The following is a 14,085-nucleotide window of genomic DNA, read 5'->3' on the forward strand; positions in this document are numbered from 1 at the left end:
GATGGAAGTGGATCATGTCCGAGTTGGCCGCCGATCGGCGCGTGCCCGGGAATTACGTTCGCGGGGCTCTCTACGGACTCGCGGCCGTAAGCATCTGGTCGGGTTGGATTGTTGTGGCTCGGCTCGGGCTAAAGACGAGCCTTACGCCGTGGGACATCGCGGCGCTTCGTTTCGGCGTGGCCGGCGTGCTCCTGCTGCCTTATGTGCTGCAGAAGGGTCTCGCGTTCGAACGCTTGGGGTTGATCGGATTGGCGGCAATCGTGCTTGGCGGTGGCGCTCCTGTGCTGCTCGCCAACACCGGTCTGCTGTTCGCCCCTGCGGCCCATGCCGGTGCCCTGTTTCCCGGAGTGATGCCGCTGGCGGTTGCTATTTTGGCTGCAGCCTTCCTGCACGAAGCGTTCACGGGCGCGAAAAAGATCGGCTTCGCGCTGATCATGATGGGTGTCGCCGGCATCGCATGGGGCACGGCCGGGGCGATCGATCCGAAGCAGACAATGGGACACGCGCTGTTCATCGCCTCCGCGTTTGCGTGGGCCTGCTACACGGTGGCGATGCGGCGGGCGCGGCTTGATGGATTGCATGCTGCAGGCATCGCCGCGGTCGGTGCCTTGATGCTCTATGTCCCCGGCTACGTTCTTGCGGAGGGCACAAGCCTTGGCAGGGCATCTTTGGGTGACGTTGCTCTTCAGGCATTTGTGCAGGGCGTTCTGACGGCGATTGTTTCGCTGGTTTTTTACGGACGCGCGGTCAGCTTGCTCGGCGCTTCAAGCGGGGCCGCCTTTGCCTCACTATCCCCCGTGATGACGGCGGTGATGGCCATACCGATTCTCGGGGAATGGCCGGTGACGCTGGACTGGATCGCTATCGCCTCGATCTCGGCCGGTGTTTACGTCGTGAGCGGCGGACCGCTGCCGGGCCGGGCCTACTCGGATTCTGCGTAGGCAGCATCTGCAGCCACCGCGGCATCGAGGTGGATTCCGGTGGCGAGCCGGCTTCGACCGTAGTGCGGCTGAAGTAGCGGGCGATTATCCGGGCGAGCCGAGCAGCGATCTCGTTTTCAGGAACTCCCGACACTTGGCGAGGCCGGGCCAAACGACAAGAGAAGCCTGCGCATGGGGTAAGAAAGCCTGGTGCAGATTCAGCAACTCCGCATGCATTCCCGGGTAAGGGCCCGGTCCCGGACGCAGGATCGCATCCAGCGCGCCACTTAAGAGGTCTGCGACATCGTCGGTCGAAGTTATCAGAACATAGTCCGGCGACCGTTCTGTGTTCGCAAGTTTCGCCAACAGGCCATCCGGGTCGTCCGTCAAGTTCGGAGAGACACCCAGCCGCAACGCTTTTGTCGGCAATGTGCGGGCGACAGCATCCGCAGCCGCCGACATGCGCTCGAAGGCATCGCTGATGGTGGGCAGCATGGCCTCGCCATGGCCGGTGAGGATGAGGCCGCGGGGCATGCGCTGAAACAGCGGAACTCCCAGGATCTGCTCCAGATGCTTGATCTGCTGGCTGACGGCGCCCGGCGTTACCGAAAGCTCCTGCGCAGCCAGTTTGAAGCTGAGATGACGACCGGCAGCCTCGAAGGCTCGCAGTCCGTTGAGCGGAGGCAGTCTGTAGCTCACCAGGATTCCATCCATAGGCGTTAGGCGCGCGCAGATTAGAAAATCTGACTCAACTGTCCAGGAAAAATGGTTTGTGCGCGACGAGTGCACCGGTGCACGAGATGATGTTTCGAGGACAGGAGAGACCTAATGCACATCCGACGCATCAATGCCGAAGCAGTAACCGTGCCGACGACTGGCTACAGCCAGGCGCTAGAGGTCAGCGGTCACACCCGTCTGCTTTTTGTAAGTGGCCAGATTCCGTTCGGCATCGACGGCACCGTCCCTGAGGGCTTTGAAGCGCAGTGCAGGCTCGCCTGGCGAAACGTCGAGGCTCAGCTCAAGGCAGCCGGCATGACCCTCGACAATCTGGTCATGCACCGGACCTACCTTGCCGACCGGCGCTACGCCCTCGTCAATCGCTCCGTGCGAAACGAGGTACTTGGTGGACGGGAAACAGCGCTGACGGTGGTTATCGCTGGTATCTTCGACGAGGCGTGGCTTCTCGAAGTCGAGGCCGTGGCCGCGGGCTGATACCGAAACCCAATGCGCCGCGGCCTGTGCGGCCAAACCTGAACTTACCCTCAAGTAGGAAGCCCGGTTCCCCGCTTTCGACTTGCTTTCGTTTTTCTTTGTGATTAACTCCCATCCGAAAGCAAAATCGCCGAAGCGAAGAGGCGATCGCCGGGGAAGCGTTTCGTTGGATCGGATATTCGACCTCGCCATCATCGGAGGCGGCATCAATGGCTGCGGCATCGCGCGCGATGCGGCGGGCCGAGGTAATTCCGTTTTCCTGTGTGAAATGAATGACTTGGCGAGTGGAACGTCGTCCTGGTCGACCAAGCTGGTGCATGGCGGGCTGCGCTATCTCGAATATTACGAGTTCCGCCTGGTCCGCGAGGCGCTGATCGAGCGCGAAATCCTTTGGCAGATCGCGCCTCACATTATCAGACCTTTGCGTTTCGTTTTGCCGCACCACGCTGGCTTGCGGCCGGCCTGGCTGCTCAGGTTAGGGTTGTTCCTGTACGACCACATCGGCGGCCGTCATCTCCTGCCGCCGACGCGCTCGGTCGATCTCCTCCATGACGAGGTGGGCAAACCCTTGATCGCCAACCGCTACAGAAAAGGCTTCGAATATTCCGATTGCTTCGTCGATGACGCGCGCCTTGTCGTGCTCACCGCACGCGATGCGGCCGATCGCGGCGCCGAAATTCACACCCGCTCGCGCGCGGTCGAGATACGGCAGGTGGATGGCATCTGGCACGTGACCGTCGAGAAAGCCATCAGCGGCGAGCGCTCGACCATCCAGGCGCGCGCGCTGGTCAATGCCGGCGGCCCATGGGTCGAGCAGGTGCTGTCGTCGGGCTCAGGCGTCAACGCGCGGGCAAAGGTGCGGCTGGTGCAGGGCTCCCACATCGTGGTGCGCAAGCTCTATGAGCACGACCGCGCCTACATCTTCCAGAATGCCGACGGCCGCATCATCTTCGTCATCCCCTACCAGGACGACTTTACGCTGATCGGCACCACCGATCGCGACTACGACGGCGACCCGGCCAAGGTGAAAGCCAGCCCTGAGGAGATTCAATATCTCTGCGCCTCCGCCAGCGAGTATCTGAAGAAGCCGGTGCTGCCCGCGGATGTGGTCTGGACTTATTCTGGCGTCCGCCCGCTTTATGATGACGGCGCCAGCGAGGCCAGGGCCGCGACCCGCGATTACGTGTTCGAGCTCGATACGCCCGGCGGTGCGCCGCTGTTGTCGATCTATGGCGGCAAGATCACGACCTATCGGCGGCTCGCCGAGGAAGCACTGGAACGGCTTTCGCCATATTTGAGCAGCGACAAAGCGAAAGAGGGCTGGACAGGCAAGGCGCCACTGCCTGGCGGCAACATGGATGTTTCGGCGGTCGCTGCGCTGACGGCGGAACTGACGCGGAAGTATCCGTTCCTCACCTCGGCGCATGCCAACCGGCTCGCGCATGCCTATGGCACGCGCGCGACAAAATTGCTCGGCCATGCGAAATCATTGGCTGATCTAGGTCAGGCGTTTGGCGCTACCTTGACCGAAAGCGAGGTCCGGTACCTGATTTCGACCGAGTGGGCTTGCAGCGCCGAAGACGTGGCGTGGCGAAGGTCTAAACTCGGCTTGCGACTGTCGGTCGATGAAATCGCCGTGCTTGACGAATGGATCAAGGCCAACAGCGCTTCCGGTGAACGTACCTTGCGCGAAGCGGGAGGGCGGACATGAGCGTCACGCTCGAACACGTCACGCGAACCGTGGATGGCATGGCGACCATTCGCGATGTCTCGCTGACGCTGGAGCGCGGCACGCTGAGCGTGCTGCTCGGGCCGACGTTGTCGGGCAAGACCTCGATCATGCGGCTGCTCGCCGGTCTCGACAAGCCGTCAACCGGTCGCGTGCTGGTCGACGGCAACGACGTCACCGGCGCCGACGTGCGACAGCGCTCGGTTGCGATGGTCTATCAGCAGTTCATCAATTATCCGTCGCTGACGGTGTACGAGAACATCGCCTCGCCGCTACGCGTGCAGGGCAGGCCCCGCGAGGAGATCGACCGGCGCGTGCAGGAGGCCGCGAAACTCTTGCGGCTCGAGCCCTATCTGAAGCGCACGCCGCTGCAGCTTTCCGGCGGCCAGCAGCAGCGAACGGCGATCGCGCGTGCGCTGGTCAAGGGCGCCGACCTCGTGCTGCTCGATGAGCCGCTCGCCAATCTCGATTACAAGCTCCGCGAGGAGCTGCGCACCGAACTGCCGCGTATCTTCGAGGCGTCGGGCGCGATCTTCGTCTATGCCACGACTGAGCCCTCGGAGGCGCTGCTGCTCGGCGGCAACACGGTGTGCATGTGGGAAGGCCAGGCGCTTCAGGCCGGCCATACATCGCAAGTCTATCGCCGTCCCGATACGCTGCGGGTCGCACAGGTATTCTCAGATCCGCCGCTCAACATCGTCGGTATCGAGAAGAAGAACGGGCAGGTCGCATATGCTGGTGGTATCCAGGCGCCGGCCGCCGGGCTCTATGCGCAGCTTCCGGACGGCCCCTATCGCGTCGGTTTCCGCGCCCACCAGCTCGAAGTGGCGAACGGCGTCGCCGGCCGCCACGCGTTTCACGCCACCGTCACCGTGACCGAGATCACTGGCTCGGAAAGTTTCGTGCATCTCAACCGCGACGCTTCCAACTGGGTTGCGGTGCTGCCGGGCGTGCATGAATATGAGCCCGGCCAGACGCTCGATGCCGTGCTCGATCCCGACAATGTCTTCGTGTTCGACGCCGCCGATCGCCTGGTCGCAGCGCCAGCCCTCGCGTTTTCAAGCGAAATGCGTAGCGTTTCGCATGGAGAAAACGCATCAAAAGCCAAGAGCATGTGAGGGAGATGCGATATGGCACGCATTGACCTCGTCGATCTCGCGCATTCCTACGGCGGCAATGACGCTGCGCCCGAATCCTTTGCATTGAAGCCGGTGACCATGACCTGGCGGCAGGGCGGGGCCTACGCGCTGCTCGGCCCCTCCGGCTGCGGCAAGACCACGCTGCTCAATCTGATCTCCGGCATCGTCACGCCGTCGCGCGGAAAAATCCTGTTCGACGGCGCCGATATCACGCCACTGTCGACCCAGAAGCGCAACATCGCGCAGGTGTTCCAGTTTCCGGTGATCTACGACACCATGACGGTCGGACAGAACCTCGCATTCCCGCTGCAGAATCGCGGCGTGCCGAAGGCCGAGGTCGAGGCGCGGGTGAGGCAGATCGCCGATCTTCTCGATCTGACGTTCCATCTCGACCGCAAGGCGACGCGCCTGACCGCGGACGCCAAGCAGAAGATTTCGCTCGGCCGCGGCCTGGTCCGTTCCGACGTTGCCGCCGTACTATTCGACGAGCCGCTGACGGTGATCGATCCTGAATTGAAGTGGCAGTTGCGCTCGAAGTTGAAAGCGCTGCATCGCGAACTCGATCTCACGATGATCTACGTCACCCATGACCAGACCGAGGCGCTGACTTTTGCCGATACGGTGGTGGTCATGCATGACGGCCGCGTGGTGCAGAGCGGCACGCCGGCCGAACTGTTTGACAAGCCCGCGCATACATTCGTGGGTTACTTTATCGGCTCGCCCGGCATGAACATCGTGCCGGCTGTCGTGAGCGGGCATGAGGCCCGGATCGACGGCCACATCATCGGCCTGCACCGCAATTACGGCGTGCTGCCGGCGGGTGCGAAGATTGAAATCGGTGTGCGGCCGGAATTCGTCAATATCGCCGCTCCCGCGTCCGGCTTGCTATCGGCCGCGATCGAACGGATCGACGATCTTGGTCGCGCCCGCTTCGCCCGCGTTCGCATCGGCGACGCCAAGTTTGCCGCGCGCGTGCCGCCGGGATTCTCCGTGCCCGACAACATGGTCGGGCTGGTGTTCGATCCCGCTCATGTTCACGTCTATGCCGACAGCCGTCTGGTCGAGGGGGTTGCCTGATGGACAAGATCGTCAACCAAAAAGCCTGGTTCCTGGTGCTGCCGGTATTCGCGGTGGTCGCGTTCTCCGCGATTCTGCCGCTGATGACGGTGGTGAACTATTCGATGCAGGACACGTTCGGCAACAACCAGTTCTTCTGGAATGGCGTCGGCTGGTTCAAGGAGCTGCTCGATCCCTCGACCGATCTCGGCGGACGCTTCCTGGCCTCGCTCGGCCGTAATCTGTTGTTCTCCGCAATCATCCTGGCGATCGAGGTGCCGCTCGGCATCGTTGTGGCGCTGTCGATGCCGCGCGAGGGCTGGACCGTCGCCGTATGTCTTGTGATTCTCGCTTTGCCGCTGCTCATTCCGTGGAACGTGGTCGGCACGATCTGGCAGATTTTCGGCCGGCCCGATATCGGCCTGCTCGGCTATACGCTCAACAGCCTCGGCTTCGACTACAATTACGTCTCCAACGAGTTCGATGCCTGGGCGACCGTCATCGTGATGGACGTGTGGCACTGGACCAGCCTCGTCGCGCTGCTGTGCTATGCCGGGCTGAAGTCGATCCCGGACGCGTATTACCAGGCGGCTCAGATCGACGGCGCCTCGCGCTGGGCGGTGTTCAAGGCGATCCAATTGCCGAAGATGAACCGCGTGCTGCTGATCGCCGTGCTGCTGCGCTTCATGGACAGTTTTATGATCTACACCGAGCCGTTCGTCGTGACCGGCGGCGGTCCGGGCAACTCGACCACCTTCGTTTCGATCGAATTGGTCAAGATCGCGCTCGGGCAATTCGACCTCGGCAAGGCTGCCGCTCTCTCGCTCGTCTACAATTTGATCATCCTGATCGTGTGCTGGGTATTCTACACCGTCATGACCAATGCCGGGGCCGAACGTCCCGCCAAGCAGGGAGGCGCGTGATGCATTCGATTCCCGGCCGCCGACTCATCATCTCGCTGTTTTTGATCTTCCTGCTGTTGCCGATCTACTGGCTCGTCAACATGAGCTTCAAGACCAATGCCGAGATCGTCACCACGATGACGCTGTGGCCGCACCAGCCGACGCTGGAAAACTACAAACGCATCTTCACCGATGAGAGCTGGTATTCCGGCTACATCAACTCGCTGACCTACGTGATCATCAACACCGTGATCTCGATCGCGGTGGCGCTGCCGGCCGCCTACGGCTTCTCGCGCTACCGCTTCCTCGGCGACAAGCATCTGTTCTTCTGGCTGTTGTCGAACCGCATGGCGCCGGCCGCGGTGTTCGCGCTGCCGTTCTTCAATCTCTACTCGGCGATCAACCTGTTCGATACGCCATGGGCGGTCGCGCTGGCGCACTGCATCTTCAATGTGCCGCTGGCGGTCTGGATTCTCGAAGGCTTCGTCTCGGGCGTGCCGCGCGAGATCGACGAGACCGCATTCCTCGACGGCTATTCGTTCCCGCGTTTCTTCGTCAAGATCCTGGTGCCGCTGATCGCGAGCGGCATCGGCGTCGCCGCGTTCTTCTGCTTCATGTTCTCCTGGGTCGAATTGCTGCTGGCGCGTACCTTGACGTCGGTCAACGCCAAGCCGATCTCCGCGATCATGACCCGCACGGTCTCAGCCGCGGGCATGGATTGGGGGCTACTGGCGGCAGCCGGCGTGCTCACCATCATCCCCGGTGCCTTGGTGATCTGGTTCGTCCGCAACTACATCGCGCGCGGTTTTGCGCTGGGCAGGGTGTAGCCATGGAAAACATCGCATGGATGGCCTGGACGCTGCCGACCGCGATCTTCTTCGTGATGCTGGCGCTGACGCTCGGCGTGATGACGTGGCTTGGGATCGCGTATCCCGAAGCCGAGCGCGTCGGCATCCTGCGCATTCCGACCACGCGCGGCGACCGGCTTTTCATTTCGCTGGTGCTTGCCGCCGTCATCCATCTGTTGTGGATCGCCTTTGTCGGCACCGATCCGATCGCGACGCTGCCGATCGAGGAGGGCGTTGAGATTTCGAGCCTGTGGCTCGCAACCCTGATTTCGCTCGTTTCGGCCGTTGCGATCTTTCGCACGGTCTGAAACGGCGGAAAAAGACAGATCCGGGATCAACCCGGGCCTGAATATGTGTTTGTCGCTGCAACCGGAGGATCCAACATGCGACGCTTGAGAGGAAGGAATGGTCCCTTGACCAAGGAGAGCTTTCTGACGATGACCAGCGCGGCTGCGCTGATCGCCGCATCCGTGACCATTGCCGCACCTGCGCGTGCGGATGACGCCGTCAATCAAAGGTGGATCGACAGCGAATTCCAGCCCTCGACGCTGTCGAAGGCGGACCAGATGAAGGAGTTGCAATGGTTCGCCAAGGCCGCCGAGCCCTTCAAGGGCATGGAAATCAACGTCGTGTCGGAAACGATCACGACGCATGAATATGAATCGCGGACGCTGGCGAAAGCCTTCACCGAGATCACCGGGATCAAGGTCAAGCACGACCTGATCCAGGAGGGCGACGTCGTCGAAAAGCTGCAGACCCAGATGCAGTCCGGCAAGAACGTCTATGACGGCTGGATCAACGATTCGGACCTGATCGGCACCCACGTCCGCTACGGCCAGACCGTGATCCTGTCGGACTACATGACCGGCGAGGGCAAGGACGTCACCAACCCGCAGCTCGACGTCAACGACTTCATCGGCAAATCCTTCACCACGGGCCCGGACGGCAAGCTCTATCAGTTGCCCGACCAGCAGTTCGCGAACTTGTATTGGTTCCGTTACGACTGGTTCTCCAATCCGGAATACAAGGCCAAGTTCAAGGCCAAGTATGGCTACGAGCTCGGCGTTCCCGTGAACTGGTCGGCCTATGAGGACATCGCCGAGTTCTTCACCAACGACATCAAGGAGATCAACGGCGTCAAGGTCTATGGCCACATGGACTATGGCAAGAAGGATCCCTCGCTCGGCTGGCGTTTCACCGACGCCTGGCTGTCGATGGCCGGCAACGGCGACAAGGGCATCCCGAACGGTAAGCCGGTCGACGAATGGGGCATCCGCATGGAAGGCTGCCGTCCGGTGGGTTCTTCCGTCGAGCGCGGCGGTGACACCAACGGTCCGGCGGCGGTCTATTCGATCACCAAGTATCTCGACTGGATGAAGAAGTATGCCCCGCCGCAGGCGCAAGGCATGACCTTCTCCGAATCGGGACCGGTGCCGGCACAAGGTGCGATCGCCCAGCAGATCTTCTGGTACACCGCCTTCACCGCCGACATGGTGAAGCCCGGTATTGCGGTCGTGAACGCGGACGGCACGCCGAAGTGGCGCATGGCGCCGTCGCCGCACGGCTCGTACTGGAAGGAGGGCATGAAGCTCGGCTACCAGGACGCCGGCTCCGCGACGCTGCTGAAGTCGACCCCGCCCGATCGCCGCAAGGCGGCCTGGCTCTATCTGCAGTTCATCAACTCCAAGACGGTCAGCTTGAAGAAGAGCCATGTCGGCCTCACGTTCGTGCGTGAATCCGACATCTGGGACAAGTCGTTCACCGAGCGCGCGCCGAAGCTCGGCGGCCTGATCGAGTTCTACCGCTCGCCCGCGCGCGTGCAGTGGACCCCGACCGGTAACAACGTGCCTGACTATCCGAAGCTCGCGCAATTGTGGTGGCAGAACATCGGCGATGCATCGTCCGGTGCAAAGACGCCGCAAGCTGCGATGGATGCGCTGGCCGCAGCGCAGGACTCGGTGCTCGAGCGTCTCGAGAAGAGTGGCGTGCAGAAGGAGTGCGGGCCGAAGCTGAACAAGAAGGAGACGGCCGAGTTCTGGTTCGCCAAGGCCGAGAAGGACAAGACCATCGCGCCGCAGCGCAAGCTGGCGAACGAGAAGCCGAAGGGCGAGACCGTCGACTACGACGCGCTGATCAAGTCGTGGCCGGCCACGCCCCCGAAGCGGGCGGAGGCGAAGTGACATCGTAGATGTCATGGCCGGGCTTGACCCGGCCATCCACAAACAAAACCAAAGGCCGGGAGCGATCCCGGCCTTTTTTCTTTCGGCCGTCATTGCGAGGAGCGAAGCGACGAAGCAATCCATCTCGCCGCAAGCGGAGACGTGGATTGCTTCGCGGAGCCTGTCATCCGGCGGCGCTTTGCGCCGACCGGGTGGCTCGCAATGACGGGGAGAGGGCGTCGCGTCTCTCACTCCGCCGCTTGCGCCGCTGCCAACGTCGGATAATCCGTGTATCCCTTCGCGCCTCCGCCGTAGAACGTCGCCTTGTCCCACTCATTCAGCGGCGCGCCCTGCTTCAGCCGCTCGACCAGGTCAGGGTTCGAGATGAACGGCTTGCCGAATGCGATCAGGTCGGCGGCGCCGGCTTGGAGCACTTTCGTCGCGAGGTCGAAGTCATAGCCGTTGTTGGCGACGTAGGCTCCGCCAAAGCGCTTGCGCAAGGACGCGTAATCGAACGGAGCGATATCGCGCGGGCCGCCGGTCGCGCCTTCGATGACGTGGATGTAGCTCAGCTTCAGCGCGCTGAGCCCATCCACGATATGATCGAACAGCGGCTGCGGATTGCTATCGGACACATCATTGGCCGGCGTCACCGGCGAGATGCGGATGCCGGTGCGCTCGGGGCCTGCGATCGCGGCCACCGCCTGCGACACTTCCAGCATCAGCTTTGCGCGGTTCTCGATTCCTCCGCCGTAAGCATCCGTGCGCTTGTTGGTGCCGTCCTTGGCGAATTGGTCGAGCAGGTAGCCATTGGCGCCGTGGATCTCGACGCCGTCAAAACCGGCGGCCAGCGCGTTCTCGGTGCCGCGCTTGAAGTCGTCGATGATCCCTGGAATTTCCGACAGCTCCAGCGCGCGCGGTTCGGAGATTTCGGTGAAGGTGCCGCCCACAAATGTCTTGCCCTTGGCGCGGATCGCCGAAGGCGCGACCGGCTTGCCGCCGCCGGGCTGCAGCATGGTGTGCGAGATGCGGCCGACATGCCAGATCTGGATGAAGATGCGCCCGCCCTTTTCGTGCACGCGGTCGGTGACCTTGCGCCAGCCTTCGACCTGCTCCTTCGAATAGATGCCGGGCGTGTCCTGATAGCCCTGGCCCTGCTGCGAAACCTGGCTCGCTTCGGTGATGAGCAATCCGGCGGAAGCGCGCTGGCCGTAATAGTCGACCGCAAGCGGGCTCGGCACCATGCCGGGCGGTACCGCGCGGTTGCGGGTCAGCGGCGCCATCACGAGGCGGTTGGGGAGCGTAATCGGGCCAAGCTTGAAGGGCTCGAACAGTTTGGTCTGGCTCATGTCGGAGATGTCCGGATGGATGATGATAAAGAAGAGTTGGGCATTGCCGGCAATTCTCGCAATCCCCGAGCCATTCGGCGTGCGCAGACGAGCTGCGCACGGTACCGGCCGCGCCGGTGTCGAGCAGTAGCGTTTGCGTGCCGCCGTAGGATAATTGTTTCGAAACCGGCATCGGCGCAGCATAGGCAACCTCTCTACGGGTGCCGGATCACAGTGGTTCAAGCTTCCTTCATCAAGCTCTGGTGTGCGGCAAATCCCATGCGCCTGTTCTCCAATTCCGCGATCAGCCCTGCGGAATCGACTTGCAGCAGCTCGAACGTCAGGCATTCGCAACCGATGGCGCGGAGCACCTGACTAGCGGCTTTATGGGCGCTATTGCTGAAGCTCTGGTGGTCCATCTGAATTTCCAGGCGGGACTTTCGGTTGCACACCGCTTTCGCGACCGATTGCAGGCGGATGAAGATCTCGTCCCGGTAGTTCTGGGTGCTTTCGAAAGCGGCCCTGGGATCGACGATTTTCGTCCGGACGACATAGACGAGGCTGACCGCAAAGCGATCGGCGGACACCGCGCCTTGCGTGAACCGAAACACTTCGGAGCGCAAATCGATCCGCGCCAATTGGCGGCTGCCGGCGCGGATCCGGTGCCGGCCGGGCATCAGGGCCTTTTCAAAACGCCCGTTCCGGTAGAGCAGCACGGTTTCGAACTGCTGCACGCAGACCCGATCGAAGCCGAGCAGCGCCATGACGCCTTTCCTGAACAGCGTCGAAAGCCAGGTCCATGCGCCGGCGATTAAAACGATTACAATCAAAGAAAAAACGATAGAGCCCAAAAGTTCACCCACTTTTATCCTTCCCTGCCGTGTTTTATCTCGTTGGCGGATACCGCGATATTAGCTCTTCTCTTGGGTCTTCCTGCGTCGAAAATAAGTCATTCTATCTGAAGTAGAACTATTCAATCGAAAAAAACTTGGCTCTCCCCGCCATTTGGATTTCCGATCGGCGCATCATGACGACCGATGGCCCGGCCTTCCCCGTCGTCCCTGCGAATGCAGGGACCCATAGCCACCGCTCTTGTTTTGTCGGCGGGATAGCGGCTCCGGCTTCATTTCCCAGTTCGCATTTGTGGTTATGGGTCCCTGCGTTCGCAGGGACGACACACTGAATATGCCTCCGCATTCTCGCGACGCATTGCGCCCGAGGTTTTGCTCTCAACCTCCCGCCATCAATGAGAGGGCGCAGGGAAGACCGGGTGCTTGCTGCACCCGCGGTCTCGTGTGCCATTGCGCATAAAGAACACGCACACGAGCATACAGGTACAGCGGGAGCATCCCGGCCTTCCCTGCGCAATGGCTTTACGGCTTACTTCGTGCTCTTCCCGGAGAACGGCTCTTTTGCCTCCGTCGCCCCCGAGAAGCTTTCGCTTCTCAAAGAACTTAACGCCAGCACCGCGGCGCCCGAACCACACGACTTCGCTGTACGCTTACCGCGCGCTACGTCTATCGCGCCATCAGCGTCCATCGCATCTCGCCGCACGTTCGTGACGATCGCGAGCGCCCCTCAATGGGTGAGACGCGCGGAGTTATGCGACTGATTTGCCTCTCGCGTGAAGCGGAATATTTTTGATTCCCGGGCTTGACACGATTTCGGAAAATCAGAATTGATTTGCCCGTCGTGCCAATTGGTCGCAGGGCGCAGCACGAAATCGAGCTTGCGCAGCAGGCAAATCAGTTCGCGGTCCGTAGGGTGGGCAAAGGCGCAAAGCGCCGTGCCCACCAGCTCACGCCGTGTTCATGTGCGCACGCTTCCTCCTTCGCTGTTCGAGCTACGGCGAGACAGGTCCGCTTTGCCGACGCTACGCTCTGCTCGACCTAGCTGTACGCGGGAATGTCGACGCCATCAGACGCATACTGCCGGATCTTGTTGCGCATCGTGCGCACCGAAAGTCCGAGCACGCGCGCGGCGTGGGTGCGGTTGCCGTGGCAGCGCGCCAATGTCTGCAGCACGAGTTCGCGCTCGATCGCCTCGACGGTGGAGCCGATCAGCATTGGCACGACCTCGTGGGGTGAGGGGGTTGGAGAAACCGACAGCGGAATCTCGGGCACGGGAACACAGTCCACGCCAAGGTAAAAATCATCATACTCCCGGGGCATCAACACCTCCCGATCGACGCCTGCTCCGGAACGCAGAGCAGAAACATCAGGAATCACACTCCCCCCGCCGCAGGGAAGCGTGGGCGCGAATGGTTAACGGAAGGTTAATGGGCGCGGAAAAGGTTTCCTGGGCTTGGCACGCTCACGTCCAGCGTGATCTTCATCGAACAGAAGTTTCGGATGTCTCTCCGTTCACTTGCCACCCGCTACCGCGCCGGCTCCTTCGCCCGTTCTTCCGCTGCGACCGCTTCTGCAGGCTTGCCCGAGCGGACCATCAGAAACGTCCCCGATGCTGCAGCGCCCGGCACCTTCCAGCGCCCGTCGATTTCCGTCGCCTCGGCATTGACTGTGCCCTCGTAAGCGACGGCGCCATAGCCGTGGCCGGGCGGCTCGTAACGTTTAATGAACGAGACGGCGCTGCCGGATCGATGGCCCGCAATCGAGGCGTTGTGGGTACTGATCGGGCAGCCGGGCACCGTGCAGGGTTCGGTCACGTTTCCCGTGAACGCGCCACCGGTTTCGATGAGCGTCGCCAGAAACGTGACCATTCCAACCTGCCGCTGAACATAGGTGCCGTCCCAGATACCGGTCAGGCTGTCGGTCATTGCGGCCGGCATGGGT

The 14,085-nt window shown here is 61.9% G+C and carries 14 protein-coding genes; 9 read left to right on the top strand and 5 right to left on the bottom strand.

Translation table 11 applies throughout. The annotated features are described in order from the left end of the window. Positions 1-14: 14 nt before the first annotated feature. Positions 15-941: a DMT family transporter gene (locus tag V1273_RS08605; RefSeq protein ID WP_334409263.1), complete on the top strand. Its 927-nt coding sequence runs from the start codon at positions 15-17 to the stop codon at positions 939-941. Positions 942-1,025: 84 nt separating this feature from the next. Here V1273_RS08605 and V1273_RS08610 read toward each other — a convergent pair whose 3' ends face one another. Continuing rightward, on the bottom strand, positions 1,026-1,634 hold the full coding sequence (locus tag V1273_RS08610) for a LysR family transcriptional regulator (protein ID WP_334409265.1): 609 nt from the start codon (positions 1,632-1,634) through the stop codon (positions 1,026-1,028). A gap of 114 nt (positions 1,635-1,748) precedes the next feature. On the opposite strand from V1273_RS08610, the gene V1273_RS08615 reads away from it, so the two are divergent. The 8 genes from V1273_RS08615 (at position 1,749) to V1273_RS08650 (ending at position 9,986) form a co-directional block, all read left to right on the top strand. Then, positions 1,749-2,132 (top strand): RidA family protein, encoded by a 384-nt coding sequence (locus tag V1273_RS08615; protein WP_334409267.1) that lies wholly within the window; start codon positions 1,749-1,751, stop codon positions 2,130-2,132. 166 nt (positions 2,133-2,298) lie between these two features. Further along, positions 2,299-3,843: a glycerol-3-phosphate dehydrogenase gene (gene glpD / locus V1273_RS08620; protein ID WP_334409268.1), complete on the top strand. Its 1,545-nt coding sequence runs from the start codon at positions 2,299-2,301 to the stop codon at positions 3,841-3,843. Beyond that, positions 3,840-4,979 carry an ABC transporter ATP-binding protein gene (locus V1273_RS08625; protein ID WP_334383473.1) on the top strand — a complete coding sequence of 380 codons (1,140 nt, stop codon included), beginning with the start codon at positions 3,840-3,842 and terminating at the stop codon, positions 4,977-4,979. The genes glpD and V1273_RS08625 overlap by 4 nt, the downstream gene beginning before the upstream one ends. Positions 4,980-4,991: 12 nt before the next feature. Continuing rightward, a complete protein-coding gene (locus V1273_RS08630; protein WP_334383472.1) occupies positions 4,992-6,077 on the top strand; it encodes an ABC transporter ATP-binding protein in 1,086 nt (361 codons plus the stop codon). Next, the gene (locus V1273_RS08635) at positions 6,077-6,979 is read left to right on the top strand and encodes a carbohydrate ABC transporter permease (protein ID WP_065743369.1); all 903 of its coding nucleotides are present in this window, start codon (positions 6,077-6,079) and stop codon (positions 6,977-6,979) included. Before V1273_RS08630 ends, V1273_RS08635 begins: the two co-directional genes overlap by 1 nt. Then, positions 6,979-7,785: a carbohydrate ABC transporter permease gene (locus V1273_RS08640; protein WP_334367366.1), complete on the top strand. Its 807-nt coding sequence runs from the start codon at positions 6,979-6,981 to the stop codon at positions 7,783-7,785. Before V1273_RS08635 ends, V1273_RS08640 begins: the two co-directional genes overlap by 1 nt. 2 nt (positions 7,786-7,787) lie before the next feature. Then, positions 7,788-8,114: a DUF2160 domain-containing protein gene (locus tag V1273_RS08645; RefSeq protein WP_334383471.1), complete on the top strand. Its 327-nt coding sequence runs from the start codon at positions 7,788-7,790 to the stop codon at positions 8,112-8,114. Between the two features lie 129 nt (positions 8,115-8,243). Then, positions 8,244-9,986: an ABC transporter substrate-binding protein gene (locus tag V1273_RS08650; RefSeq protein ID WP_334369198.1), complete on the top strand. Its 1,743-nt coding sequence runs from the start codon at positions 8,244-8,246 to the stop codon at positions 9,984-9,986. Positions 9,987-10,213: 227 nt separating this feature from the next. Here V1273_RS08650 and V1273_RS08655 read toward each other — a convergent pair whose 3' ends face one another. The 4 genes from V1273_RS08655 to V1273_RS08670 all read right to left on the bottom strand — a co-directional run bounded on the left by V1273_RS08655 (position 10,214) and on the right by V1273_RS08670 (position 14,069). Next, positions 10,214-11,314: an alkene reductase gene (locus V1273_RS08655; protein WP_334383470.1), complete on the bottom strand. Its 1,101-nt coding sequence runs from the start codon at positions 11,312-11,314 to the stop codon at positions 10,214-10,216. 218 nt (positions 11,315-11,532) lie between these two features. Beyond that, positions 11,533-12,057 (bottom strand): SPFH domain-containing protein, encoded by a 525-nt coding sequence (locus tag V1273_RS08660; protein WP_334409269.1) that lies wholly within the window; start codon positions 12,055-12,057, stop codon positions 11,533-11,535. A gap of 1,125 nt (positions 12,058-13,182) precedes the next feature. Continuing rightward, positions 13,183-13,464 carry a helix-turn-helix domain-containing protein gene (locus tag V1273_RS08665; protein ID WP_334409270.1) on the bottom strand — a complete coding sequence of 94 codons (282 nt, stop codon included), beginning with the start codon at positions 13,462-13,464 and terminating at the stop codon, positions 13,183-13,185. A 206-nt stretch (positions 13,465-13,670) separates the two neighbouring features. Then, positions 13,671-14,069 carry a hypothetical protein gene (locus V1273_RS08670; protein WP_334409271.1) on the bottom strand — a complete coding sequence of 133 codons (399 nt, stop codon included), beginning with the start codon at positions 14,067-14,069 and terminating at the stop codon, positions 13,671-13,673. Positions 14,070-14,085: the final 16 nt, after the last annotated feature.

The organism is Bradyrhizobium sp. AZCC 1721, assembly GCF_036924715.1.
GTDB lineage: Bacteria > Pseudomonadota > Alphaproteobacteria > Rhizobiales > Xanthobacteraceae > Bradyrhizobium.